The sequence below is a fragment of the Allobosea caraganae genome, from assembly GCF_003351345.1.
In the GTDB taxonomy this organism is placed as follows: Bacteria; Pseudomonadota; Alphaproteobacteria; order Rhizobiales; family Beijerinckiaceae; genus Allobosea; species Allobosea caraganae.
The window spans coordinates 704,941-728,098 of sequence record NZ_QQTO01000019.1 but is presented as its reverse complement, the minus strand read 5'-3'; the positions used below and the strand labels follow the sequence as shown (position 1 = coordinate 728,098).

27 protein-coding genes are annotated in these 23,158 nt (G+C 67.0%); 14 read left to right on the top strand and 13 right to left on the bottom strand.

The window, feature by feature from the left end:
- Window positions 1–63 precede the first annotated feature (63 nt).
- Entirely contained in the window at window positions 64–354 is a 291-nt protein-coding gene (locus DWF00_RS11715; protein WP_114827727.1) for a DUF3572 domain-containing protein, read from the top strand.
- Window positions 351–1,706, top strand: a complete 1,356-nt coding sequence (locus DWF00_RS11710) for a DNA polymerase IV (protein WP_114827726.1) — start codon at window positions 351–353, stop codon at window positions 1,704–1,706. Before DWF00_RS11715 ends, DWF00_RS11710 begins: the two co-directional genes overlap by 4 nt.
- Here DWF00_RS11710 and DWF00_RS11705 read toward each other — a convergent pair.
- On the bottom strand, window positions 1,663–2,505 hold the full coding sequence (locus DWF00_RS11705; RefSeq protein WP_114827725.1) for a cell envelope integrity EipB family protein: 843 nt from the start codon (window positions 2,503–2,505) through the stop codon (window positions 1,663–1,665). The two genes, DWF00_RS11710 and DWF00_RS11705, sit on opposite strands and share 44 nt — an antisense overlap.
- Before the next feature lie 245 nt (window positions 2,506–2,750).
- Between DWF00_RS11705 and DWF00_RS11700 the strand changes: the two genes are divergently transcribed.
- The 8 genes from DWF00_RS11700 (at window position 2,751) to DWF00_RS11665 (ending at window position 8,485) form a co-directional block, all read left to right on the top strand.
- Complete coding sequence (locus DWF00_RS11700) at window positions 2,751–3,224, top strand: RidA family protein (RefSeq protein ID WP_114827724.1); 474 nt, start codon at window positions 2,751–2,753, stop codon at window positions 3,222–3,224.
- On the top strand, window positions 3,224–3,988 hold the full coding sequence (locus DWF00_RS11695; RefSeq protein ID WP_114827723.1) for a glycerophosphodiester phosphodiesterase family protein: 765 nt from the start codon (window positions 3,224–3,226) through the stop codon (window positions 3,986–3,988). The genes DWF00_RS11700 and DWF00_RS11695 overlap by 1 nt, the downstream gene beginning before the upstream one ends.
- Window positions 3,985–5,232, top strand: a complete 1,248-nt coding sequence (locus DWF00_RS11690; protein WP_245973836.1) for a GNAT family N-acetyltransferase — start codon at window positions 3,985–3,987, stop codon at window positions 5,230–5,232. Before DWF00_RS11695 ends, DWF00_RS11690 begins: the two co-directional genes overlap by 4 nt.
- Complete coding sequence (locus DWF00_RS11685; protein ID WP_114827722.1) at window positions 5,225–6,025, top strand: hypothetical protein; 801 nt, start codon at window positions 5,225–5,227, stop codon at window positions 6,023–6,025. The genes DWF00_RS11690 and DWF00_RS11685 overlap by 8 nt, the downstream gene beginning before the upstream one ends.
- A gap of 59 nt (window positions 6,026–6,084) precedes the next feature.
- On the top strand, window positions 6,085–6,513 hold the full coding sequence (locus DWF00_RS11680) for an HIT family protein (RefSeq protein ID WP_114828026.1): 429 nt from the start codon (window positions 6,085–6,087) through the stop codon (window positions 6,511–6,513).
- A 63-nt stretch (window positions 6,514–6,576) separates the two neighbouring features.
- The gene (locus DWF00_RS11675) at window positions 6,577–7,050 is read left to right on the top strand and encodes a carboxymuconolactone decarboxylase family protein (RefSeq protein ID WP_114828025.1); all 474 of its coding nucleotides are present in this window, start codon (window positions 6,577–6,579) and stop codon (window positions 7,048–7,050) included.
- A gap of 101 nt (window positions 7,051–7,151) precedes the next feature.
- The gene (locus DWF00_RS11670) at window positions 7,152–7,607 is read left to right on the top strand and encodes a carboxymuconolactone decarboxylase family protein (RefSeq protein ID WP_114827721.1); all 456 of its coding nucleotides are present in this window, start codon (window positions 7,152–7,154) and stop codon (window positions 7,605–7,607) included.
- The gene (locus DWF00_RS11665) at window positions 7,604–8,485 is read left to right on the top strand and encodes a sigma-70 family RNA polymerase sigma factor (protein ID WP_114827720.1); all 882 of its coding nucleotides are present in this window, start codon (window positions 7,604–7,606) and stop codon (window positions 8,483–8,485) included. The genes DWF00_RS11670 and DWF00_RS11665 overlap by 4 nt, the downstream gene beginning before the upstream one ends.
- Here the strand turns inward: DWF00_RS11665 and DWF00_RS11660 are convergent, their stop codons facing one another.
- From DWF00_RS11660 to DWF00_RS11625, 8 genes are all read right to left on the bottom strand, one after another.
- On the bottom strand, window positions 8,486–8,845 hold the full coding sequence (locus DWF00_RS11660) for an AzlD domain-containing protein (protein WP_114827719.1): 360 nt from the start codon (window positions 8,843–8,845) through the stop codon (window positions 8,486–8,488).
- A complete protein-coding gene (locus DWF00_RS11655; protein WP_114827718.1) occupies window positions 8,842–9,567 on the bottom strand; it encodes an AzlC family ABC transporter permease in 726 nt (241 codons plus the stop codon). The genes DWF00_RS11660 and DWF00_RS11655 overlap by 4 nt, the downstream gene beginning before the upstream one ends.
- Before the next feature lie 426 nt (window positions 9,568–9,993).
- Window positions 9,994–10,482 carry a hypothetical protein gene (locus DWF00_RS11650; RefSeq protein WP_114827717.1) on the bottom strand — a complete coding sequence of 163 codons (489 nt, stop codon included), beginning with the start codon at window positions 10,480–10,482 and terminating at the stop codon, window positions 9,994–9,996.
- A 139-nt stretch (window positions 10,483–10,621) separates the two neighbouring features.
- Window positions 10,622–11,200 (bottom strand): TetR/AcrR family transcriptional regulator, encoded by a 579-nt coding sequence (locus DWF00_RS11645; protein WP_114827716.1) that lies wholly within the window; start codon window positions 11,198–11,200, stop codon window positions 10,622–10,624.
- 228 nt (window positions 11,201–11,428) lie between these two features.
- Window positions 11,429–11,650: a hypothetical protein gene (locus DWF00_RS11640; RefSeq protein ID WP_114827715.1), complete on the bottom strand. Its 222-nt coding sequence runs from the start codon at window positions 11,648–11,650 to the stop codon at window positions 11,429–11,431.
- A 61-nt stretch (window positions 11,651–11,711) separates the two neighbouring features.
- Window positions 11,712–14,237 (bottom strand): ATP-dependent Clp protease ATP-binding subunit ClpA, encoded by a 2,526-nt coding sequence (gene clpA / locus DWF00_RS11635; RefSeq protein WP_114827714.1) that lies wholly within the window; start codon window positions 14,235–14,237, stop codon window positions 11,712–11,714.
- 45 nt (window positions 14,238–14,282) lie between these two features.
- Window positions 14,283–14,627, bottom strand: a complete 345-nt coding sequence (gene clpS, locus DWF00_RS11630; protein ID WP_114827713.1) for an ATP-dependent Clp protease adapter ClpS — start codon at window positions 14,625–14,627, stop codon at window positions 14,283–14,285.
- 337 nt (window positions 14,628–14,964) lie between these two features.
- Window positions 14,965–15,309, bottom strand: a complete 345-nt coding sequence (locus DWF00_RS11625; protein WP_114827712.1) for a phasin family protein — start codon at window positions 15,307–15,309, stop codon at window positions 14,965–14,967.
- Window positions 15,310–15,654: 345 nt separating this feature from the next.
- Here DWF00_RS11625 and DWF00_RS11620 point away from each other — a divergent pair, with 345 nt between their 5' ends.
- The gene (locus DWF00_RS11620) at window positions 15,655–17,313 is read left to right on the top strand and encodes an SPOR domain-containing protein (RefSeq protein ID WP_245973835.1); all 1,659 of its coding nucleotides are present in this window, start codon (window positions 15,655–15,657) and stop codon (window positions 17,311–17,313) included.
- Between the two features lie 58 nt (window positions 17,314–17,371).
- On the opposite strand, the gene DWF00_RS11615 is transcribed toward DWF00_RS11620, so the two are convergent.
- Together DWF00_RS11615 and DWF00_RS11610 are read right to left on the bottom strand one after the other, a co-directional pair.
- Window positions 17,372–18,085 carry a DnaJ domain-containing protein gene (locus DWF00_RS11615; protein ID WP_114827710.1) on the bottom strand — a complete coding sequence of 238 codons (714 nt, stop codon included), beginning with the start codon at window positions 18,083–18,085 and terminating at the stop codon, window positions 17,372–17,374.
- Window positions 18,082–18,843, bottom strand: a complete 762-nt coding sequence (locus tag DWF00_RS11610) for a VWA domain-containing protein (RefSeq protein WP_114827709.1) — start codon at window positions 18,841–18,843, stop codon at window positions 18,082–18,084. Before DWF00_RS11610 ends, DWF00_RS11615 begins: the two co-directional genes overlap by 4 nt.
- 177 nt (window positions 18,844–19,020) lie before the next feature.
- On the opposite strand from DWF00_RS11610, the gene panC reads away from it, so the two are divergent.
- Entirely contained in the window at window positions 19,021–19,869 is an 849-nt protein-coding gene (gene panC / locus DWF00_RS11605; RefSeq protein WP_114827708.1) for a pantoate--beta-alanine ligase, read from the top strand.
- Window positions 19,870–19,943: 74 nt separating this feature from the next.
- On the opposite strand, the gene DWF00_RS11600 is transcribed toward panC, so the two are convergent.
- Together DWF00_RS11600 and DWF00_RS11595 are read right to left on the bottom strand one after the other, a co-directional pair.
- A complete protein-coding gene (locus DWF00_RS11600) occupies window positions 19,944–20,585 on the bottom strand; it encodes a bleomycin resistance protein (RefSeq protein ID WP_114827707.1) in 642 nt (213 codons plus the stop codon).
- 180 nt (window positions 20,586–20,765) lie between these two features.
- A complete protein-coding gene (locus tag DWF00_RS11595) occupies window positions 20,766–21,203 on the bottom strand; it encodes a DUF1489 family protein (protein WP_114827706.1) in 438 nt (145 codons plus the stop codon).
- Between the two features lie 257 nt (window positions 21,204–21,460).
- Here DWF00_RS11595 and DWF00_RS11590 point away from each other — a divergent pair, with 257 nt between their 5' ends.
- Together DWF00_RS11590 and DWF00_RS11585 are read left to right on the top strand one after the other, a co-directional pair.
- Window positions 21,461–22,243 carry an SDR family NAD(P)-dependent oxidoreductase gene (locus DWF00_RS11590; RefSeq protein WP_114827705.1) on the top strand — a complete coding sequence of 261 codons (783 nt, stop codon included), beginning with the start codon at window positions 21,461–21,463 and terminating at the stop codon, window positions 22,241–22,243.
- 11 nt (window positions 22,244–22,254) lie between these two features.
- Window positions 22,255–23,085 (top strand): aminoglycoside phosphotransferase family protein, encoded by an 831-nt coding sequence (locus DWF00_RS11585; RefSeq protein WP_114828024.1) that lies wholly within the window; start codon window positions 22,255–22,257, stop codon window positions 23,083–23,085.
- Window positions 23,086–23,158: the final 73 nt, after the last annotated feature.

Below are 23,158 nucleotides of genomic sequence, written 5' to 3'. Positions count from 1 at the left end.
TTCGATGATAGCTAGCACGCGAGCTGTTGACGAAACGCAAACCGAATACCGTCTGGACCGACCATGCCCCGCCCGACCGCCTACCCGGATGCCGAGACCCTCGCGCTGCGCGCGCTCGGCTTCCTTGCCTCGGAACCCGAGCGATTGGAGCCGTTTCTGGCCACAACCGGGCTCGGACCCGACACTTTGCGGGCTGCAGCCGGCGAACCGGGCTTTCTCGCCGCCGTGCTCGAACACCTCTGCAGCAACGAATCGCTGCTGCTGGAGTTTGCCGGAAATTTAAGCCTGAATCCGGAAATCGTGGTGCGAGCACGCGAATCCCTTGCCGGCACTCCGACGGGCTATGATCCGTGAGCGGCGGCGCACAGCGCTCGGCCAGCCGGCGCGCGCTCTGCCGCGACTGCCTCACCGATGATGACGGCGAGAACGGCCTGGCGCGGCGCTGCCGCGCCTGCGGCTCGCCGCGACTGATCAGCCATCCCGAGCGCGATGCGCTCAGCCTCGCCCATATCGACTGCGACGCCTTCTACGCCACGATCGAGAAGCGCGACGACCCCTCTCTGCTCGACAAGCCGGTGATCATCGGCGGCGGCAAGCGCGGCGTGGTCTCGACCTGCTGCTACATCGCCCGAACCTATGGCGTCCGCTCGGCCATGCCGATGTTCAAGGCGCTGAAGGCCTGCCCCGAGGCGATCGTGATCAAGCCCGACATGGCGAAATACGTTGCCGTGGGCCGCCAGGTCCGCCGCCTGATGCAGGAGCTGACGCCGCTGGTCGAGCCGCTCTCGATCGACGAGGCCTTCCTCGATCTCGCCGGCACCGAGCTGCTGCATCATGCCAGTCCCGCCCTGACGCTGGCGCGCTTCGCCCATAAGATCGAGGACGAGGTCGGCATCACCATCTCGGTCGGGCTCTCCTATGCCAAGTTTCTCGCCAAGGTCGCCTCCGACCTCGACAAGCCGCGCGGATTCTCGATCATCGGCCAGGCCGAGGCCGTCGCCTTCCTGGCCGACAAGCCGATCTCGCTGATCCCCGGCATCGGCCAGGTCAGCGCCTCCAAGCTGTCGGAGGCCGGCTTCAAGCTGATCGGCGACCTGCGCGAAGCCCCGGTCGAGAACCTGTTCCGGCTGGCCGGCAAGGACGGGCCGCGCCTGAGGAACCTCGCCAACGGCATCGACGCGCGCAAGGTCACGCCGGACCACGAGACCAAGAGCGTCTCCAGCGAGACCACGCTCGATATCGACCTCTCGCAATTCGACGAGCTGGAGCCGATCCTCTGGCGGCTCTGCGAGAAGACCTCGAAACGCCTGAAGGCGCAACAGCTTGCGGGCCGGACCATCACCCTGAAGCTGAAGACCGCCGACTTCCACATCATCAGCCGCGCCAGCCGCCTGCCGGAGCCGACGCAGCTCGCGGCGCGCCTCTTCGCCGCCGGGCGCGACCTGCTCAAGCGCGAATGCACTGGCCCGCGCTACCGGCTGATCGGCATCGGCGCGAGCGATTTCAGCCCGCCCGAGGCGGCCGACCATGGCGACCTCGCCGATGTCGCGACACCGCGTCTGAAGGCGATGGAGGGCGCGCTTGATTCCCTGCGCGCCAAATTCGGCGACGCCGCGATCGGCCGGGGCCTGAGCCTGCGGGCGCCGCAGCGCCCGCCATCGGCTACTTCGCGCAAGCCTGCTGGGGCAGAAGATCCAGACGCGTGAGCGTGCCGCGCAGCGCGAAGCTGCCATAATCCATCTTCACCGCGCCGGTGACGCCGTTCTCGTAGAGCTCGAACGTGATCGTGTAGTTCGGCGTGTCCTGGCCGGAACCGACCTTGAAATAAGAGATCGTCACCGGCCAGCGCGCCATCTTCTCGAATTCGGGCCGCTTCAGTGGTTCCTCGCTCGGCTCGGTCTCGATGCGCTTCCCGATCACGGAGAGCGTGTCATAGACCTCCTTGCCGCTATTGGCGCCGTCATAGAGCCGGACATTATAGGTGTGCTGCCCGGCGCGCGCCGCCAGGATCACACCCTTCATCTGCGCGTTCGGGAAGAGCGCATCGACGGCCTCGCGATGCGTCTCGGCCTTGGGCGCCTTCAGCTTGATCTCGTAACCCGCGCCTTCCGACTTGCTCGCCGTGCCGTCGACGGTCTCGGCCGGGGAGCCCGTGGCCGAGCTTTCAGTCTTGAAGCGGTAGCTCTGGCCGTCGCCGGCCTCGAAGCTCGTGGTGCGCGCGTCGATCGTGCGCGGCCCGCCCTCGCTGGTGAGCTGCGTCACCTGGCGGAAGGAGAGCGCATAGCCCTCGCAGGCATCGCCGGTGAAGTCGAAGGCGATGCGCCCGCGCGCCGCCTCGATCGTCTTCGCGGCCTTGCTATCGTCGAGCACGAGGTCGTAGACGGCCCGGTGCGGCGCCAGCACGACGCGGTCGGCCGGCTTGTCCTCCGCATGGGCGGCAAACGCCGTCAGCAGCACGGCTGCAACACTCGTCGACCCGGTAAGGCGCAACCCGCTTCTGATCATGGCATTCTTCGTCCTGATGCGTCGCTCACTGAACCTAGTGCAATGCGGCAATGGCGCAAACAAGGCACAGGGCCCGCTCCTGCAAACGTGAGCGAAGGCGCCTGCCGTGCAACCCGGCCACGACCATGCCTGCGCTTGCGGGAGCCACGCCCATCGGCCATGTAAGGAGGTGCAAGGATCACGCCGAAGGCTTCCCGGCCGCATCGGCATTCATCAACCTCCCGACTCGAGAGCCGGAGCGACCCATGAGCGAAATCGAAGCCAATCTTGCCGCCCTGGGCATCACCCTGCCCGCGCCGGCCGCTCCGGTCGCGAACTACGTGCCCTACGTCATCACCGGCAACCTGCTGGTCATCTCGGGCCAGATCTGCTTCGGACTCGATGGCAAGCTCTCCGACGCGCATAAGGGCAAGCTCGGCGCCGAAATCTTCAACGAGGCCGGGCTCGAGGCCGCCCGCCTCTGCGCCATCAACGTGCTCGCGCAGGCCAAGGCGGCGCTCGGCGGCGACCTCGGCCGCATCAAGCGCTGCGTGCGGCTGGGCGGCTTCATCAACTCGACCCCGCATTTCGCCGCCCTGCCCGCGATCATGAACGGCGCCTCCGACCTGATGGTGCAGGTGCTCGGCGAGCGCGGCCGCCATGCCCGCTCGACCGTCGGCGTCGCCGAATTGCCGGCCGATGCCGCGGTCGAGGTCGAGGCGATGTTCGAGATCGCCTGATGTCGAACCCTGCCAAACCCTCGCTCGACTGGCTCACCGCCCGGCCGATCGCCCATCGCGGCCTGCACGATGTCGCCGCCGGCATCATCGAGAACTCGCTCTCGGCGGCCGACGGCGCCGTCGCCGGGCGCTTCGGCATCGAATGCGACGTTCAGCTCAGCGCCGATGGCGAGGCCATGGTCTTCCACGACTTCGTGCTCGACCGGCTGACGGGCGAAACCGGCGCCGTCAACGCGCGCACAGCAAAGGAGCTGGGCGCCACCGCGCTGAAGGGCGGCAGTGACACCATCCCGACGCTGACCGCCCTGCTCGACCGCATCGCCGGGCGCGTGCCGCTCGTGGTCGAGATCAAGAGCCGCTACGACGGCGACCTCGCGCTGACCCGCCGCACGGTCGAGATCCTGAAGCAGCGCGCCGGCCAGCCGATCGTGATCGAATCCTTCGACCCCGCCATCGTCGCCGCGCTGCGCGCGCTCGCGCCGGCGATCCCGCGCGGCATCGTCGCGATGAACGACTATTCCTACGGCGACTACGACAAGCTCAACGCCGGCCAGAAGCACGCGCTCGCCAACCTGCTGCACTTCAACGAGAGCCGGCCGGACTTCCTGTCCTGGAAGGTCGCCGACCTGCCCAGCGCCGCGCCCTTCCTGTGCCAGAAGGGGATGGGCCTGCCGGTGACGGCCTGGACCGTGCGCACCCCGGAGGATCGCGAGCGCGCCAAGCTCCACTCGGACCAGATGGTCTTCGAGGGCTTCCGTCCTTGAGCGAGACCAGCGATCGCAGCGACCTCAGGGTCCGGGTCGCGACCTCGCTGAAAGCCATCCCGGCCAGCGCCTGGGACGCTTGCGCCAATCCGCGCGCCGGAGTGGCGGCCTCGCCTGAATCAAGTTGCGAAGCCGTTGATTCTCTATCTCAGCTCGATACCGACAACCCGTTCGTATCGCACGCTTTTCTGCGTGCCCTGGAGGAAAGCGGCTGCATTGGCGGGCGCTCCGGCTGGTCGCCGGCCTACCTGCTCGTCGAGGATGAGAACGACCAACTGCTCGGGGCGACGCCGAGCTTCCTGAAGAGCCATAGCCAGGGCGAATACGTCTTCGACCATGGCTGGGCCGATGCCTATGAGCGCGCCGGCGGGCGCTATTATCCGAAGATCCAGGTCTCCGCCCCGTTCACACCGGCGACCGGCCCGCGCCTGCTGGTCGCGGACGGCCCGCGCGCCGACGAGACCCGCGCCGGGCTGATTGCTGGGCTGGAGGCCCTGCGCGACCAGACCGAGGCCTCCTCGATCCATATCACCTTCGCCCAGGGCCCCGACGTCGCCGCCCTCACCGAGGCCGGCTACCTCGAACGCCGCGACCTGCAGTTCCATTGGCAGAACGAGGGCTTCGCGACCTATGACGACTTTCTTAGCCTCCTCGCCTCGCGCAAGCGCAAGGCCCTGAAGCGCGAGCGGCGCGAGGCGCTCAGCCCCGGCATCACCGTCGACGTGCTCTCGGGCTCCGACCTGACTGAAAAGGTCTGGGACGATTTCTACGCCTTCTACCAGGATACCGGCTCGCGCAAATGGGGCCACCCCTATCTCAACCGCGCCTTCTTCTCAGCTATCGGCAAGACGATGGGCGAGCGCATCGTGCTGATGATGGCGAAGCGTGCCGGGCGCTACATCGCCGGCGCGATCAATTTCCGCGGCGCCAACACGCTCTACGGCCGCAACTGGGGCTGCATCGAGGACCATCCCTTCCTGCATTTCGAGCTCTGCTACCACCAGGCCATCGACTACGCGATCGCCCACAAGCTCGCCCGCGTCGAGGCCGGCGCGCAGGGCGAGCACAAGCTGGCGCGCGGCTATCGGCCGGTGATCACGCACTCGGCCCATTACCTCGCCGACCGCGGCCTGCGACGCGCCGTCGCCAACTACCTCGTCAGCGAGCACGCCCATATCGCCAGCGCGCAGGAGACGCTCGCGGCGGAAAGCCCGTTCCGCAAGGGTGGCAACGACGATGCATGACGGCGGCGGCGTAGCCCCGAGCTTCTGCAGCGATGCCGAACTCGGCTATCTGCGCAGCCGCACCGCATTCGCGCCCGGTGCGCCGCTCCTGCTCGACGAGCCCTATCGGCTCGCGCATCTGCCGCTCGTCGCGCCCGACCATCCCGGCGTGATCCCGCGCCAGGGCGGCAAGTTCTACGAGATGGGCAGCCACCCGACCGTCTATTCGCTGGTACTGCCGGTCGATGATGCGGAATTGCGCCGTTCCGACGCCTTCCTCGAACTGGAGGGCGAGTTGAAGGCGGCGCCCTTCGCCGGCAAGATCGCCTGGGACATCCTGTCGAAACGCGCCGGCAAGCTGCACGCGACGATCTGCGGCTCGCTCGGCATTGGGGAGCCGCCGGCCATCACGGCCGGTCAGCGTGGCGCCCTCCAGGCCTTCGGCCCGGTCGCGGTCGAATTGCGCGGCCTGTTCTCCGGCAACATCAATCGCGGCCGGCTCTATCTGCGCGCCTATCCCGAGCGGCGCGACGGCGCCAACAGCTTCCAGATGATCCAATCGGCCATGGGCCGGCCGCAGACCGATCTCTATGTCGTCGGCCTCTACAACCTGACCGACGATCTCGACGCGGCCGAGGCCCTGGCGCTCGCTGATATCCTCGCGCGCTGGTGGGAGCGCCCGCTCCTGCGGCTCAAAGCACGCGAACTCTGGCTCCTCGGCGCGCGCGACGACCTCGTGCTCGATGCCGAGATCACTGAGCGCCTGCCGCTCGGTGAAAACCTGCACGACCGCCCGGCACCCGCGCGGCCTTGACGCAACAGCCGGAGCCGCGACAGGTTGCTGCCACCATCCCCATTCGCATGGACGCCGCCATGACCGCCTACGATCCCTCCAACGTCTTCGCCAAGATCCTGCGCGGCGAACTGCCCTCGCACCTGCTCTACGAGGATGACGCGACCATCGCGATCATGGACATCATGCCGCGCGCCGATGGCCACGCGCTGGTCATCCCCAAGATGGCCTGCCGCAACATCTTCGACGCGCCGCCCGAGGCGCTGAACGCGGTGGCGCTGACGACCCAGAAGCTGGCGCGCGCAGTGAAGAGCGCCTTCGCCGCCGACGGCGTCACGATCCAGCAGTTCAACGAGTCAGCCGGCGGCCAGGTCGTGTTCCACCTGCATGTCCATATCATGCCGCGTTTCGAGGGCATTGCGCTCAAGCCCCATAGCGGCGCTATGGAAAAGCTCGAGGTGCTCAGCGCCAATGCCGGGAAAATCCGCGCGGCGCTGAAAAATCTTTGAGGAGCATGTCACGCGGCGCCTGGCTGCCTCGTCTTGTCTTCATCGCAGATGATGGAGACCACGATGACCCAGCGCCTCAATGCCTACCAGGTTGCCCCGGCCGCCTATGAGCCCGTGCTCAACCTGTCGAAATACGTCGCCGAATGCGGGCTCGAGCACAGCCTGCTCGAACTGGTGAAGCTGCGGGCATCGCAGATCAACCGCTGCGCCTATTGCCTGCACATGCATGCCGCTGACGCCCGCAAGGCCGGCGAGACCGAGGCGCGGATCTACCTGCTCGACGCCTGGGAGGAATCCGGGCTCTACAGCGCGCGCGAGCGCGCCGCCCTGCGCTGGACCGAGGCGTTGACGAGGCTTGCGGACGCGGCTCCCGGCGACGAGGTCTACGCCGAGCTCCGCCAGCACTTCAGCGAAGTCGAGGCCGTGAACCTCTCGGTGGCGATCGGCACGATCAACGTCTGGAACCGGATCAATGCCGGCTTCCGCACCCGCCATCCGCAGGACCGCCGGCGCGACACGGCCGTCGCAGCGGCCTGACATTGCAAGAATGCCGGCAACGGCCCTGCCGTTTCGGCTGTATACCTGCAGGCCCGGAGCAGCCTCGCGCTCCGGGTCGAACCATCCCTGCGGAGACCATCATGAGCAAGCGCCTCAACCCCTATACCGCCGCGCCCGACTCCATCAAGCCGCTGATCGCACTCGAAGCCTCGCTCAAGGAGAGCGGCCTCGAACACAGCCTGATCCACCTGGTGAAGATGCGGGCCTCGCAGCTCAACGGCTGCGCCTATTGCCTGCACATGCACTCCGCCGAGGCCATCAAGGATGGCGAGACGCCGGCCCGGCTCTTCCTGCTCGACGCCTGGCATGAATCGCAGCTCTATACCCCACGCGAGCGCGCGGCGCTGGCCTGGACGGAGTCGCTGACCCTGATCTCGCAGACCCATGCGCCCGATGAGGACTACGAGGAGGCGCGCGAGCATTTCAGCGAAGAGGAACTGGTCAAGCTCACGCTTCTGATCGGCACGATCAACACCTGGAACCGCATCGCGATCGGCTTCCGCTCGCATCACCCCAACGACCGGCCGCGCGGATGAACGTTGCGCCGGACCTGTTCGAAACCCATCGGCGCTTCCTGACCCGGCTTGCCTACCGCATGCTGGGCTCGGTTGGCGACGCCGAGGACATCGTCCAGGACGCCTGGCTGCGCTGGCGCGAGGCAGAGCAAGGCGGGATCGGCAACCCGCGGGCCTATCTCGCCCGCATCGTCACCCGCCTCTGCCTCGACCAGATGAAATCGGCCCGCAGCCGGCGCGAGTTCTATGTCGGCGGCTGGCTGCCCGAGCCGCTCGTCGAGAGCCTCGGCGGCGCGGAGCCTGTCGATGACGAGCTCGACGCGCCGATCGCGCTGATGCTGGCGCTCGAACGGCTCTCGCCGCTGGAGCGCGCCGCCTTCCTGCTGCACGACGTCTTCGAGATGGATTTCGCCGAGATCGCCCGCACGATCGAGCGCAGCGAGAGCGCCTGCCGCCAGCTCGCCAAGCGCGCCCGCGAGCACGTCAGGCTCGACACGCCGCCGCGCAACAAGGTCTCGGCGGAAGAGGCCGCCCGCTTCGCCAAAGCCTTCTTCGAAGCGGCCCACCGCTCCGACCCGACAGCGCTGCAGAAGCTGCTGGCGCAGGACGTGGTCCTTCATGCCGATGGCGGCGGCAAGGTCATCTCCGTGCTCAACCCGATCTTCGGCATCGACAAGATCACGCGTTTCTACACCAGCCTCGCGCATAAAGCCGAGCTGTTGGGCAAGGCGGCGAGCTACGAGCCGGCGCTGGTCAACGGCCTGCCCGGCTATGTCAGCCGCGACCCCGACGGCCATCTCCAGACGGTCGCGCTCGATATCCGCGACGGGCTGATCCAGGCGATCTACGTGACGCGCAACCCGGACAAGCTGCGCCATGTCGCGGCGCCGGCGGGTTGATCAGCCCAACCACCACCACCCGCCGCCGATCAGCACCACCTCGCCGCCGAGCACCGCGTACATCACCTTGCGCCGGTCGTAGATGACGATGGCGAGGCCAGCCGCCAGCGCCGCGAGCCTGAGCCAGAGCGGCAGAAGCGCGAGCGCGCCGGGCGGTGAGAAGACCAGCTTGGCGACGACGCCGGCGAGCAGCGCGGTCGCGACCGCCCTCACCCATTCCAGCGCCGGCGAATCCGGGTCGATCCGCCGCGCGAACAGCACGGCGAGCCAACGCCAGATCTCGGTCGGCAGGAAGGCGAAGAGGATGAGCGCGAGATAGGGCCAATGCGCCCCGTCGAGCCAGGCGATGGGCTGCGTCATGCCCGGCGCGCCGCCAGATGCCGGACGCCGAAGGCGAGGCTGCCGCCGAGCACCCCCGAGATGATCAGGTCGAAGCCGCCGCCGATGAAGCGCTCGCAGAGCGGCGCGAGGCAGAAGCCGAGCGCGACTGCGGCAGCGTCGCTGCCATGGCGGATGCCGGCGACCAGCGACGACAGGAAGAAGATCGGCGTCAGGCAGAGCAGTCCCGCCGCAAGCGGCGCCGGCAGCGCGCTGACGAGGTAGTAGCCGGCGAAGGTGCCGAGCGAGCTCGTCAGGATGCAGGCATTGGCGAAGCCGAGATAGTAGCTGACGCGCTGGTGCGGTAGGATCGCCGGCAGGCGCCGCAGGCTCTCCGTCCAGACCGTCACCGCCATGTAGTGCGCCATCAGCGCCTGGGCAAAAAACCCTTGCCCGGGACGGCGCAGCAGCGGCAGCAGCGTCACCGTCATCGGCAGGAAGCGCAGCGAGGCGAAGCCGATCGCGAAGGCGATGGCGCTCCAGGCGGCGCCAGCCGCGATCGAGCCGAAGAACAGCACCTGCGACGGCCCGGCCCAGACCAGCACGGTCGAGAGCACCGCGACCCCGACAGGGTAGCCGACATCGCGGGCCAGCGAGCCGACGCCGACCAGCGACAGGCAGACGATCCAGGCCGGCAGCGCCAGCGCATCGCGCATGCCGGCGAGCATCACCCGCCGCCAGCCCCAATCGGGCGATACGCTCATGGAAGGATCTGCACGCGTGACGATCTCGACTCGGGCGATGGCCCGGCGAAGCGCGGGCAGCTCGTTCTAGACGCTGGCGAGTGGGAAACCGATAGCCGGCGCCGCCCGGTCAGGGCTGCAACGGCTGCAACGGCTCGTTGAAATCGGTCTGACTGAAAATTCGAGCCCTCACCCTGAAAGGCTGGCCGGACTGTAGCGTGCGGTTCCAGGGATGTCTCATCCGGCTCAAACGCGCCGTCATCCCGGACGCAGCGAAGCGGAGCTCCGGGATCCATCGTAAGGCTGCGCGCTCTACGATGGATCCCGGGACTGCGCTACGCTTGCCCGGGATGACGGCACTGGTGTGTTCAATTCTCAAACCCGCGAGATCAGGGCCTTCTTTATCGGCCAGACTTTGAGGAGCGATCGAAAGGAACCGCCTGAGAATTAGCTCGCAGCGGTCCTGCCCTGCCTGGCCAGGTAGATGATCTGAGCTGCCAAGCCGACAACGAGAATGAGCAGCAGGCTCCCCTGCGCACCGCGGAGCAGCGGCGAGCTTAAATCGGTGACGAAGGGGTGGCCGTCCGGAACACGGCGCAGAATTTCGGTGACGGTCGGCAGCATCAAAAGAAACGCACTCAGGCTCAGGCAGATGGTTTCGACATATCTGGCTGCGCGCCCTGAGCCCAGAATGCGCTCAACCCCATAACCCGCAAGCAGGAACAGGATCGTCACGGCGCCGACCACGTAGCTGACCGGCTGATGCGCCACGAGGAAGACCGTCACGGCGCCGATCAGCATGGAAATAAGGTAGACGGCGCCCAGCCTGGAGCGGGGCACGATCCGGCCATGGCTGGCAAACATGTAAAAGGCCACCGGAATAGCCGGCAGGCTACCGAGCGTATGAATCCAGCCAAGCGGAGAAATTCCGAACATGAGAGAGTGCCTTTCATCGAGAGGGACGCGGGGGTCGAGCAACCAGACCGGAGCTGCCGAAGCTCTGAGGGCAGCCGATCCTATCTACTAGTCGGTAGCCATCGGGGTCATGCGTTACCGCCCCCGAGAAACTCCGGTCTCAGGCAGCGATGCGCTCCAACAAAGGACGGGTTATTGCGCCAAACGTCGTCGCGTCGCCGTAAGCGCGTGCTGAAAGCATCGCGCCATGGACGGTGGCCATGAATATTTCAGCTTCGGCCTTGGCTGTCCCGGCCAGCCGGAAGCGGCCTGTTGTTGCGCCACGCTCCAGGACGGAGGTGAGCCAGTCCGAGAGCATCCGGAAATGCGCCCGCACTTCGAGCACGACCGCTTCGGGAAGAACCGGAATCTCGCCCGCGAGCAAAGCGCAGACACAAAACGGGGCGGTTGCGTCCCTGATGCAAGCCTCCCAAAAGCCGACATAGGCACGGAGTTGCTCCAGCGGATCGGAGACATTTCGCTCCAGTTCCGCGATCCCAGCTTCAGCCTCCGCCCGATACTGCTCGATAAGCGCGCGGACCAGATCTGATTTGCTCGGGAAGTGATGGTGAATGCTCGCATTGCGAATGCCGACAACCTTGGAAATATCGGCATAGCTGAAGCTATTGTAGCCGCCAGCGACGATCAGGGAGCGCGCGCAGCGAAGGATGTCGTCGGCCTTGGTAGACAAATTACTCATTGCCGTATACTACCAACTAGTAGGTAGATCGTCAACGCAGATTCAACGTGGGGCGTGCAGTTGCCATCTCGCCAATCGGGCTCTCAGAGACCGTTTGGGAATTCGGTGGCGTAAGTCGGTTGGCGTGGTTGTCGAGAACCGGAGCGAAGCGGACATCAGTCCGTGAGCACCGGAAGCGCAGCCAGCCATGTCAGACGGCCTCACCCAGTCGAATTCACCAGCGGTCTCTCAGCGGCTAGCGCCGCCCTTCATCACCAATCCGATCAGCTCGTTACCGAAATCGACCAGTTCCTTCGGGATGCCGCCGACCGACTTCACGCCGAGATAGATCATGTAGACGAAGGCCGGGACGAGGATCCAGCCGAGGATCTCCTCGAACAGCTTGCGCCGGCGGCGCCGGCGGTCGCGCTTCTCCAGCCAGGAGAGCTTCTCCTTGGCGGGCCTCGTCATGGTTTCGCCGCCGCTCTGGAGAGCGGCGGCGGAGGAAGACTTGCGTCGAAAGAACACGGGCTCAGGCCTTCGTCAGCGGAACCTTGGGCACCGTCCGGACGCTGCGCGGCGCCTTGGGCGGCTCGGCCGGACTACCACCCTTGCCGTCCCCGGCGCCAGCCTTGGGCAGGCGGCGCAGGCCGGAGGGTTTGACCGTGGCACTGGTGGCCTTGGCGCGCGGCTTGGGCCGCTTCGCGGCGGCGGCCTCGACATCCTTCTCCGGGCGCGGCTTGACCGGCCCTTCCGGGAATTCGAGCCCGAGCACCTTGATGCCGGTCTCCGACTGCACCACCACGACCTTGACCGCGCCGCCGCCCTTGAGCCGGCCGAACAGCACCTCGTCCGCGAGCGGCGTCTTGATCGTCTGCTGGATCAGGCGGGCCATCGGGCGGGCGCCCATGGCCTCGTCATAGCCGTTCTCGACCAGCCACTCGCGCGCCTCGTCCGAGAGCTCGATCGTGACGTTGCGGTCGGCGAGCTGGGCTTCGAGCTGGAGCACGAACTTGTCGACGACGCGCGCCACCACCGTCTTCGGCAGATGGCCGAAGGAGATGACGGAATCGAGCCGGTTGCGGAATTCTGGCGCGAACAGCCGGTTGACCGCCTCGGTGTCGTCGCCCTCGCGCTTCGAGCGGGTGAAGCCATAGGCGGCCCGCGCCATGTCGGCGGCGCCGGCATTGGTGGTCATGATCAGGATGACGTTCCTGAAATCGACCTGCTTGCCGTTATTGTCGGTCAGCTTGCCGTGGTCCATCACCTGCAACAGGATGTTGAACAGGTCGGGATGGGCCTTCTCGATCTCGTCGAGCAGCAGCACCGAGTGCGGGTGCTGGTCGACCTGGTCGGTCAGCAGCCCGCCCTGGTCGAAGCCGACATAGCCGGGAGGCGCGCCGATCAGCCGCGAGACGGTGTGGCGCTCCATGTACTCGGACATGTCGAAGCGGATCAGCTCGACGCCCAGCGACGACGCCAGCTGGCGCGCCACCTCGGTCTTGCCGACGCCGGTCGGGCCCGCGAAGAGATAGCAGCCGATCGGCTTCTCGCCGTCGCGCAGGCCGGCGCGCGCCAGCTTGATCGACGAGGACAGGGCCTCGATCGCCTTCTCCTGGCCGTAGACGGTGCGCTTCAGCGTGTCCTCGAGGTGGCGCAGCACCTCGGCATCGTCCTTGGAGACGGTCTTGGCCGGGATGCGCGCCATCGTCGCGATCGCGGCCTCGATCTCCTTCACGCCGATGACCTTCTTGCGCTTGTTCTCGGTGACCAGCATCTGCGAGGCGCCGGTCTCGTCGATCACGTCGATCGCCTTGTCCGGCAGCTTGCGGTCATGGATGTAGCGGGCCGAGAGCTCCACCGCCGCCTTGATGGCGTCGTTGGTGTAGCGCAGCTTGTGGAACTCCTCGAAATAGGGCTTCAGCCCCTTGAGGATCTCGATCGTGTCCGGAATCGACGGCTCGTTGACGTCGATCTTCTGGAAGCGGCGCACTAGCGCCCGGTCCTTCTCGAAATACTGGCGGTATTCCTTGTAGGTGGTCGAGCCGATGCAGCGCAGGCTGCCCGAGGCCAGAGCCGGCTTGAGCAGGTTGGAGGCGTCCATCGCCCCGCCCGAGGTCGCGCCGGCGCCGATCACCGTATGGATCTCGTCGATGAACATGATCGCCTTCGGGTGGGCCTCGATCTCCTTCATCACCTGCTTGAGGCGCTCTTCGAAATCGCCGCGATAGCGCGTGCCGGCGAGCAGCGTGCCCATGTCCAGCGAGAACACGGTCGCGTCCTCCAGCACCTCCGGCACCTCGCCGCGGATGATCTTCAGCGCCAGGCCCTCGGCGATGGCGGTCTTGCCGACACCGGGGTCGCCGACCAGCAGCGGATTGTTCTTCTGCCGGCGGCACAGGATCTGGATCGTGCGCTGCACCTCGGCCTCGCGGCCGATGAGCGGATCGATGCGCCCGTCGCGCGCCTTGCGGTTGAGGTTGACGCAATAGGCGTCGAGCGCGCTCTCCTTCTTCTTCTTGTCCTTGTCGTCATTGCCCTGGTCGGCGCGCGAGTCGCGCTGCTGCTGCTCGGGCTCCTCCTCGGAGCCGCGCACCGGCCGGCTCTCGCTGGCGCCGGGGCGCTTGGCGATGCCGTGGCTGATGTAGTTGACCGCGTCGTAGCGGGTCATGTCCTGCTCCTGCAGGAAGTAGGCGGCGTGGCTCTCGCGCTCGGCGAACATCGCGACGAGCACGTTGGCGCCGGTGACCTCTTCGCGGCCGGAGGACTGGACGTGGATGACGGCGCGCTGGATCACGCGCTGAAAGCCGGCGGTCGGCTTCGAATCGTCGCGGCCATCCGTGACGAGGTTGGTCAGCTCCGCGTCGATATAATCGACGAGATTGCGGCGGAGCGTATCCAGATCGACGCTGCAGGCGCGCATGACCGCGGCCGCGTCCTGGTCGTCGACCAGGGCGAGCAGCAGATGCTCCAGCGTGGCGTATTCGTGGTGGCGTTCATTGGCGAGCGCCAAGGCCCGGTGAAGCGCCTGTTCGAGACTGCGCGAGAAACTCGGCACTGATGCGCTCCTATTTCGTGTCCGGAAGGGTGACCGAATCCAAGATTACTTCTTCTCCATCACGCATTGCAGAGGATGCATGTGCTTGCGGGCGAGGTCCATCACCAAGGTGACCTTGGTCTCCGCGACCTCATAGGTAAAAATGCCGCACTCGCCGACGCCGTTCTGATGCACGTGCATCATGATCTGGGTCGCCTCGGCCCGGTCCTTGTTGAAGAACCGCTCGAGCACATGCACGACGAATTCCATCGGCGTGTAGTCGTCGTTCAGGAGAAGCACGCGGTAGAGGTTGGGCTTGCGGGTCCGCGTGCGCGTCAGGACCGCGGTGCCCGTGCCGTCGCGGCCGCCGCCATCGGCGGGGGGGCCGGGGCGCCTGGGCTTGTCGGCCATCGCCGTGGGCGCATGCCGAGGCCCGGCGGCGCCTTCGCACTGCCCGGTCCCCGCCCCGCCCCTCGTCGCTGCTGATGTCTTCACGGTATGAATCCTGACGCTTCACCGCAGATAATGCGTCGCCAACGAATTTACAGGCCTCAGCCCCACTCCGCCAGTCCGTTCCACGCAGATGGGGCACGAAGGTGGCGTGCAAGAGGAATGCCTGGGGCCGAGAGGGTTCGGCCGGGCAAAGAAAAAGCCCGGCCTGAGGGCCGGGCTTCCTGAAATCAACCTGTTACGCACTGGGCCGCCCGCGGGCAACCCGGCATCAGGTGATCAAATCACTTGATGCAAATTACTTGGCGACCGGAAGGCCGGCCTTGGCGACGACGCCTTCGAACGGCTTGTAGGCGTCCTTGGCGAGGGCGGTGTAAAGTTCGCCGAGCTTGGTCATCTGGGCGACGGCCGACTCGAACGAGGTCTTGATGAAGTCGGCCTGGATCTCGATGGCCTTGTCGAGGGTCTTGACGCCGGCGAGCTTCTCGAGCGTCGCGGTGCCGGCCTCGAAGGACTTCTTGGCATAGTCGGTGGTCTCGACGGCGATGGTCTGCACGCTCTTCGAGGTGGCGCCGAAAGCCTTCAGGGCCGCATCGACGTTCTCTTTGGAAGCCTTCTGGATGGTCTCGAACTGCTGGATCATGGGGTACCCCTTACAACGCCTGGGCGCTGCCTCCTGGTGGAAGGGCCCTTCGGGCCCAGGTTCACGGCCCAAGGTCAGATGAAGACGTCATCACCGGGGCACTTCCGCCATATTGTGCACCGCAACATGAATGTCAAGAGAGCGCTGCAATGCATCAAACGCAGATCGTTCCGATCGCAACCATTAGCCTTTTAACGGCTCCGTAACTCAGTCCTCCTAACCTCCCTCACTGTGTCGTTCGCGCAACGCTCGCCAGCACTGGCAAGCCACGGGCAAGCGACCGGGGACAAGAGTTGGGTTGAGGCGGGTTTTTGCATGAGTTTTGGTAGCGTTGGTTCCCGACGCGTGCGTCTTCGCGCGGTCGTCGGACTGATCGGTGTTGTCGTGCTCGCGCTGAGCATTGCGGCTTCACCCGCTGAGGCCCGCAAGAAGCGGCGCCATGTCAGTGGCGGCTATACCCCGCCCTACGCGGCGATGCTCGTCGACGTGAAGAGCGGGCGCACCCTGCACGCGGTCAACGAGGATGCGCCGCGCATCCCCGCCTCCCTGACCAAGGTCATGACGCTCTACCTGCTGTTCGAGCAGATCGAGCGCGGCCGCTTCAACCTCGATTCCGAGCTGAAGGTCTCGGCCTACGCGGCTTCCCAGCCGCCGACGAAGCTCGGTTTGCGCGCCGGCTCGACCATCGAGGTCGAGGACGCGATCAAGAGCATGGTCACGCTCTCGGCCAACGACGTCTCCGTCGTGGTCGCCGAGAACATCGCCGGTTCCGAGGATGCCTTCGCCGAGATGATGACGCGCAAGGCCCGCTCGCTCGGCATGAGCTCGTCGCGCTTCTACAACCCGCACGGCCTGCCGCATTCGCCGCCGAACCTGACGACGGCGCGCGACCTCGTCACGCTCGGCCGCGCGATCCAGGAGCGCTTCCCGAAATACTTCGCCTATTTCCAGACCCGCTCGTTCCAGTATGGCGAGCGCACGATCCGCGGACATAACCGCCTGCTCGGCCGCGTCGAGGGCGTCGACGGCATCAAGACCGGCTACACCCGCGCCTCGGGCTTCAACCTGCTGACGTCGGCCAGGTCGGAAGGCCGCCAGATCGTCTCCGTCGTGCTCGGCGGCCGCTCCGGCGCCTCGCGCGACAACATCATGGCCGACCTCGTCGCCGAGAACCTGCCGCGCGCCTCGGCCGGCGGCCGCACCGCCCCGATGGTCGCGGAAGCCGCCGAAGAGCGTCAGGACCGTACGGAGCGCCAGGAACGCCAAGAGCGCCCGCGCCAGCAGATCGCCGCCGTGAGCGAGCCCGCGCCGCTGCCGGCCCCACGCCCGCAGATCGAGCGTGAGCAGCCGGCCTTGCCCGCAGCCGCCCGCGCCTATGCCCCGACCACCACGCCGATCGCGCCGCCGCGCCCGCTCAGCGTCAACGCCCAGCCGATCCAGCTCTCCGGCGTGCGCCCGGTCACCGCGACGACGACGCCCTCCGCCATGCGCTGGTCGGTCGGCGCCCAACCGTCCGATGCCAAGGTCCTGCGCCCGCCGGCGAATGTCGACATCACCTCCTCGATCGCCAAGGTCGCGGAGCCTGAAGAGACGGCGATCGCCCGGATGCCGGAGGGCAAGGTCGTCGCCAAGATCGAGCAGGCCAGGCTCGAAACGGCGAAGGCCGAGCCGAAGCAGGAGGCCAAGATCGAGCTGCGCCACCCGGTGGCCGCCCCCGCCATCGTCCATGCCAAGCCGGAACCGGTCGTCGCGACCGCCGGCAAGTGGATCATCCAGCTCGGCGCCACCGACGACGAGGCCAAGGCCAAGGACATCCTGAGCCGGGCTCGCGCCAAGGCCTCCAGCCAGCTCGCCGACGCCTCGGCCTTCACCGAGAAGGTCGAGAAGGGCGGCGCCACCCTGTTCCGCGCCCGCTTCACCGGCTTCGAGGATCCGAAGGACGCCCAGAACGCCTGCGCCAAGCTCAAGCGCGACGGCTTCGCCTGCTTCGCCACCCGCGGCTGACCGGACGGGAAAGGTTCCAGCCATGACGCTTCAGTCCGACAGCCTGTTCCAGCCGAAATCACTGCTTCAACAGAGTATCCTTGGCTTGGTTGACGCGGGCGGCAAGTCCGCTGGTGCCGCCGGCATCGGGATGGATCCGCTTCATCAGGGCGCGATGCGCCTCGCGGACCGCCTCCTGGTTCGCCCCCGGCTGAAGCCCCAGGATCTCGTAGGCCTCCTGTTGCGACATCGCGCCCGCGCCCGGCGCGCGGCCCTGCCCCGCGTCGCGGTCACGATCAGCGTGTTCACGCCAGCCGGGCGTCCGGCGGTCGAGATAAGCCTCTAGCAGCCGCGCCCCGTCCGGGTCCTGCGCCAGGCACTCGCCCATCAGCCTGCCGATCTCCGGCAGGCCGAGATCGTCGAGCCCCCGCCCCGCGAAGCTGCCTGCCTTGACCCGGCCGGTCATGCCGCCGCTGTCATGGTCGAGCTCCATGTCGAGCAGCACAGAGGAGACCTTCGAGCGCGCGCCCGGCGTCTCCTTGTCCCCGCCCCAGGGAAAGCGGATGCCGCCCGGCCCATAGGCGCTCCAGCCGAGCAGCCAGGCGCCGAGCCCGCCGACGAAGATCGCCATGTCGAGCCGCCCGCGCAGCATCAGCAGCCCGGCGACGCCGAGCGAGACGACGCCGCCGATCGTCTTCAGCGCCTTCGCCATGACCTGCGGATTGGCCCCGACGAAGAATTTCGAGAGCCACCAGAGCAGGATGAGCGTGGCGAGCCCGTAGAGCAGCGTCACCGGCGCCCTCCCTCCATGGCGGTCAGCAGGCCCTTCACCGCCGGGCTGGCCCCGGCCAGCTTGAGCATCGCCTCGCGGCCGCCGGCAGCATAGGCGGCTGCACCGCGCAGCAGGTCGAGCAGCGAGTTCGGCGCGTTGACGTCGAAGCGCGCATGCGCCCCGCCCGTCAGCCGCGCCATCGTGGCGAAGGCGGCGCTCGCCGCCGGCTCGTGCCCCTCCTGGAACAGGAAGCCGCGAATGCCGCGCAGGCCGAGCTCGCCGGCCAGCGCCGCCAGCGCATCGACATCCTCCTCCATCGCATCGCCGACGAAGACGAAGGCGCGGATCGGCACGGCCCTCGCCTCGTCGCGGACATGCCTGAGCACGCGCGCGATCTGGGTCTGGCCGCCCTCGCAGGCGATGCGCGTCATCAGCCCGGTCAGCCGCTGCGGCTCGCCGACCCAGCCGGACGAGCGGCACTCGGCGAAGCCGCGGAAATAGACCAGCTGCACCGCGAGCCCGCCGCTCTGGGCCGCGACCTCGAACATGCGCGCCTGCAGCGAGCAGGCAAGGTCCCAGGTCGGCTGCCGGCTCATCGTGGCGTCGAGCGCGAAGACGAGCCGCCCCGCCTGCCCGGTCGCCAGCGGCGCAAGCTGCCTGGCCGCACCGAGGAAGCGGTCGATCTCGCCCGGCGCCGAGCTACCCGCCTGCGGCAGGCTCTCAGCGGCCTTGCCAACCGCCGATCCCTTGCCAACGGCCTTGTTGGTCTCTCGCGTCATCGGGCTCCCGCAGTTCGGATGCATCATCCGAATCCCAGACTGATATTGGCGATCGCCCAGGCATTTGCTACCCGTCCACGACCTTGAAGCCTGAATCCGCCTCTCATCAATAAATTGGAGCATGCTGCCGAAAACCGGTTCCCACTTTTCGGCATCAAGCTCTAGGGGAAACGCCGAATGACTGAAATCGCTGTGGTGGAGACGGTGGCGAGCCTGCGGGCCGCCGTCGCGGGTTGGCATGCGGCCGGCGAGAAGGTCGCGCTGGTGCCGACCATGGGCGCGCTGCATTCCGGCCATATCGCGCTGGTCAAGGAAGGCCAGAAGCACGCGCGGCGCACGGTCGTCTCGATCTTCGTCAACCCGACGCAATTCGCCCCGCACGAGGACTTCAAGAAGTACCCGCGCACCTTCGACACCGACCGCGCCATGCTGGAAGAGGCCGGCACCGATGCGATCTTCTTCCCGCCGGTCGAGGCGATGTACCCGCCCGGCTACGCCACCCGCGTCCTGCTGCTCGGTCCTGCCGCAGCCGGGCTGGAGGATCGCTTCCGGCCGACGCATTTCGAAGGCGTGGCAACGGTTTGCTGCAAGCTCTTCACCCAGAGCCGCGCCGACTACGCCGTCTTCGGCGAGAAGGACTACCAGCAGCTCAAGGTCGTCACCCGCATGGCTGATGACCTCGACCTCGGCATCGAGATTGTGCCGCTGGCGACGATCCGCGAAGCCGACGGCCTCGCCATGTCCTCGCGCAACCGCTACCTCTCGATTGAGGAGCGGGAGCGGGCACCGGTGCTGCACCGGGCGATGCAGGCGCTCGCCACGCGCATCCGCAACCGCGACGACCTGTTCCGCGCCGTGAGCGAGGCGCAGAGCGAGATCGTCAGCGCCGGTTTCGAGCTGGACTACCTGGAGGCGCGCCACGCGGAATCGCTGGCGCCGGTGACCTCGCTGGCCGATGGGCCGATCCGGCTGCTGCTCGCCGCGCGATTGGGTGGGACGAGGTTGATCGACAATATCGCGGTGTGAGGCGCGGTCCGCTTAGGGTGGAAAGCCGACGTTCGCTGTTCAGCAAACGTCGGCTCCCTTTCACGTTGATTGAGCTAGCCGGTACGGCCTGCGAACAGGATCAGGTTCCCGTCCGGGTCCTGTACTATAAAGGTGCGGGCGCCCCAGGGTTCGGTTCGCAGGGTCTGGTGAAACGTTACCCCTGCCGCCTGGAGCTCCAGGAACAGCGGCTTCGCGTCATCCAGGGTGAGGGTCGCCGACAATGCGTCGGGCTCCCTGGCTCGAAAGCTTGCGTCGAAGACCGGTCCTTGGACGCGGCGCAGGTTCAACCGCGCTCCATCGCGAACCATCTGAGCGTAGAATGCCGGCTCCCCATAGGAAAACGCAAGCTGGAAGCCGAGCTTGCCTTCGTAGAAGGCGCGGGCGGCCTCCAGATCCGAAACGAAGAGCTGCGGCTCGGCGGCAACGATGACAGAGGTGGCCAAGGAGGATGTTGCTAGTGCTGACATGGATTGCAGTCCTTTGATCAGCGCCGGCCAACTCTCAAACCCCGATTTCCTGGCGACGAGCTCCTGAGCATCGCTGAGCTTGAACGGCGCCGCCAGAACCTGCCTGTCGGTGAGGCCGCCATAGCGAGCCAGGAGCGACCTGATCTGGGCCGCGACCGGGAAATACCCCTCACGATGCCAGCGCAGGTAAAGCTTGGCTTGCTTTCGAAGGTTCTCGATATTGGACATGGGCGCACTACGGTTGAGGTGTCGTAGGCGGGCAATGCCCCTCCGGCTTGTCGGCCGATGCGCCCTACAGCAACGAGGCGATCCTATGCTGGTGCGCGAGAATCGGTCAAGCGATGACGCAGTCCTCCGGCCAAAGGTCCGCAACGGGTTGTAAGCAGGCCCGCCCTTCGACAGGAAGCCCTACAGCAACCCCAGCCCCGCCAGCTCCCGCCGCATCTCCTCCGGCATCTCGCCGAGATCGCCGCTGTCGCGCCCGATATCGCGCGGCGCGTCCTTGGCGGTGAGGTAGCGCCAGCCCTGGAACGGCCGGTTCGGACGCGGCTCGACCGGCACGACGACCGGATCAAGCACGAGATGGCAGCGGCCGATGCCGTCATTATCGGTGAAGGGCCGGACTTCGGTCAGGCACTGGCGGGCCGAGACCTGGCCCTTGATCACCCAATAGAGCGAGCCGCCATCGACCAGTTCGTCGATGCGCTTGGGCACCATGCGCGTCGTATGGGTCTGCTCCTCCGGCCGGCCGAGCCGGCGCTTGAGCAGCATGTTCTCCTCGATCCACTCTTCCAGATCGCGGATCGACTCGGCCCCGACGCAGAGTTTGAGCAGATGCAACGGCATGGCGGCAATCTAGTGCGGCGGAGCGAATAGGGCCAGCACCCGCGGTGTTTCTCCACAGATGCAGGGGTGCAGTTCAGGGATGCAGGGCTGCCATCCCGCGCGTGCTGTGGCCCTTTCCGTCATGGCCGGGCTTGTCCCGGCCATCCACGTCTTCCCCGTCATCCGCCGCGCAAGGCGTGGATGCTCGCCACAAGGGCGAGCATGACGGCGGAAGGTCCGCAGGCTAGTAAGGCAACCAGGGATACGGAGGAACATCGATGCGCGGACTTGCAGGCAAGGCCATTCTCGTCACCGGCAGCTCGATCGGCATCGGCTATGCGATGGCCGAGCGGCTGGTCGCGGAGGGCGCCAAGGTGCTGGTGCATGGCCGAGACCAGGCCGAGGTCGACGCCGCCGTCGCCAAGCTCGGCGCGGCGACGGTCGGCGCCACCGGTGACCTCATCGAGCCCGCGACCGCGCACGCGCTGGTCGACGCGACCGTAAAAGCCTTCGGCCGCATCGACGGCCTCGTCAACAATGCCGGCATCTATCCGCGCGGCGCGATCGGCACCACGACGGCCGCCTTCTTCGACCATGTCTTCGCGATCAACACCCGCGCCCCGCTGCTTTGCGCGGAAGCCGCGATCCAGGCCTTCCGCCTGCAGAAGTCAGGCGGCGCCATCGTCAGCGTCGGCTCGATCAACGCGCTCTGCGGCCAGGCCGACCTCACCGTCTACTCGATGTCGAAGGGCGCGCTGACCACGATGACCCGCAACCTCGCCGACGCGCTCGGCACCGAGCGCATCCGCGTCAATTGCCTCAATGTCGGCTGGACCTTCACCGCCAACGAGGACGCGACGCAGCAGCGCGAGGGCCGCAAGCCCGGCTGGGAGAAGGAGGTCTCACCCATTTTCGCGCCGACCGGCCGGCTGATGCAGCCCGAGGAGATCGCCGCCCACACCGCCTTCTGGCTTTCCGAGGACAGCGCCCCGGTCACTGGCCAGATCTACGAGGCCGAGCAATTCCCGCTGATCGGCCGCAGCCGCGCGCAGATGTCTTGAGCACTGCCGAGATCGAAAGCGGGTTCGAGCCCCATCTCTCGCGCTGGGGCCTCGTGCCCGATGGCGAGCCGATCGTCACCCATAGCAGCCGCCTCCTGCCGGTCCTGCACGGCGAGACGCCGGCGATGCTGAAACTGGCCGGCGTGGAGGATGAGCGCCGCGGCTACCTGCCGCTCGAATACTGGAACGGTGACGGTGCCGCGCGCCTGCTCGCGCGCACCGAGAGCGGCGAGGCCATGCTGATCGAGCGCGCCATGGGCAGGCGCTCGCTCTCCGACATGGCGCGCAACGGCGCCGACGACGAGGCGACGGCGATCCTGTGCGACGCCATCGCCGGCCTGCAGAAGCCGCGAGGGCCAGTGCCCGCCGGCCTCATCCCGCTCGACACCTGGTTCAGGGAGCTCTTCCCGATGGCGGCGAAGCAGGGCGGCCTCCTGGCGCGCTCGGCCGCCGCGGCGTCCGAACTGCTGTCGGCGCAGCGGGAGATCGTGCCGCTCCACGCCGACCTGCACCATGACAACGTACTCGATTTCGAGGAGCGCGGCTGGCTCGCGATCGACCCGAAATGCGTGATCGGCGACCGCGCCTTCGAATACACGATCCTGTTCTGCGACCCCGACCTCGCCGACCCGAAGCCGCCGGTCGCTATCGTCCCCGGCCGCTTCGAGCGGCGGCTGGAGATCGTGCTGGAAAAGTCCGGCCTGGAGCGACGCCGCTTGCTGAACTGGATCCTCGCCTGGTGCGGACTCTCGGCGAGCTGGTTCCTCGGTGACGACGACCCGCTGGCGGGGATCAATCTCGCGATTGCGGAACGGGCGATAAGGGCGTTGGACAACCTCTAGCCGTCATGCTCGGCCTTGTGCCGAGCATCCACGTCTTGCTGCGCACGCTTCATCGACGAAGACGTGGATGGTC

Excerpts from the sequence above, each read along its gene's own strand:
- DWF00_RS11715 (WP_114827727.1), top strand. The coding sequence starts at position 64 with ATGCCCCGCCCGACCGCCTACCCGGATGCCGAGACCCTCGCGCTGCGC.
- DWF00_RS11705 (WP_114827725.1), bottom strand. The coding sequence starts at position 2,505 with ATGATCAGAAGCGGGTTGCGCCTTACCGGGTCGACGAGTGTTGCAGCC.
- DWF00_RS11700 (WP_114827724.1), top strand. The coding sequence starts at position 2,751 with ATGAGCGAAATCGAAGCCAATCTTGCCGCCCTGGGCATCACCCTGCCC.
- DWF00_RS11695 (WP_114827723.1), top strand. The coding sequence starts at position 3,224 with ATGTCGAACCCTGCCAAACCCTCGCTCGACTGGCTCACCGCCCGGCCG.
- DWF00_RS11685 (WP_114827722.1), top strand. The coding sequence starts at position 5,225 with ATGCATGACGGCGGCGGCGTAGCCCCGAGCTTCTGCAGCGATGCCGAA.
- DWF00_RS11680 (WP_114828026.1), top strand. The coding sequence starts at position 6,085 with ATGACCGCCTACGATCCCTCCAACGTCTTCGCCAAGATCCTGCGCGGC.
- DWF00_RS11675 (WP_114828025.1), top strand. The coding sequence starts at position 6,577 with ATGACCCAGCGCCTCAATGCCTACCAGGTTGCCCCGGCCGCCTATGAG.
- DWF00_RS11670 (WP_114827721.1), top strand. The coding sequence starts at position 7,152 with ATGAGCAAGCGCCTCAACCCCTATACCGCCGCGCCCGACTCCATCAAG.
- DWF00_RS11665 (WP_114827720.1), top strand. The coding sequence starts at position 7,604 with ATGAACGTTGCGCCGGACCTGTTCGAAACCCATCGGCGCTTCCTGACC.
- DWF00_RS11660 (WP_114827719.1), bottom strand. The coding sequence starts at position 8,845 with ATGACGCAGCCCATCGCCTGGCTCGACGGGGCGCATTGGCCCTATCTC.
- DWF00_RS11655 (WP_114827718.1), bottom strand. The coding sequence starts at position 9,567 with ATGAGCGTATCGCCCGATTGGGGCTGGCGGCGGGTGATGCTCGCCGGC.
- DWF00_RS11650 (WP_114827717.1), bottom strand. The coding sequence starts at position 10,482 with ATGTTCGGAATTTCTCCGCTTGGCTGGATTCATACGCTCGGTAGCCTG.
- DWF00_RS11645 (WP_114827716.1), bottom strand. The coding sequence starts at position 11,200 with ATGAGTAATTTGTCTACCAAGGCCGACGACATCCTTCGCTGCGCGCGC.
- DWF00_RS11640 (WP_114827715.1), bottom strand. The coding sequence starts at position 11,650 with ATGACGAGGCCCGCCAAGGAGAAGCTCTCCTGGCTGGAGAAGCGCGAC.
- clpS (WP_114827713.1), bottom strand. The coding sequence starts at position 14,627 with ATGGCCGACAAGCCCAGGCGCCCCGGCCCCCCCGCCGATGGCGGCGGC.
- DWF00_RS11625 (WP_114827712.1), bottom strand. The coding sequence starts at position 15,309 with ATGATCCAGCAGTTCGAGACCATCCAGAAGGCTTCCAAAGAGAACGTC.
- DWF00_RS11610 (WP_114827709.1), bottom strand. The coding sequence starts at position 18,843 with ATGACGCGAGAGACCAACAAGGCCGTTGGCAAGGGATCGGCGGTTGGC.
- panC (WP_114827708.1), top strand. The coding sequence starts at position 19,021 with ATGACTGAAATCGCTGTGGTGGAGACGGTGGCGAGCCTGCGGGCCGCC.
- DWF00_RS11600 (WP_114827707.1), bottom strand. The coding sequence starts at position 20,585 with ATGTCCAATATCGAGAACCTTCGAAAGCAAGCCAAGCTTTACCTGCGC.
- DWF00_RS11595 (WP_114827706.1), bottom strand. The coding sequence starts at position 21,203 with ATGCCGTTGCATCTGCTCAAACTCTGCGTCGGGGCCGAGTCGATCCGC.
- DWF00_RS11590 (WP_114827705.1), top strand. The coding sequence starts at position 21,461 with ATGCGCGGACTTGCAGGCAAGGCCATTCTCGTCACCGGCAGCTCGATC.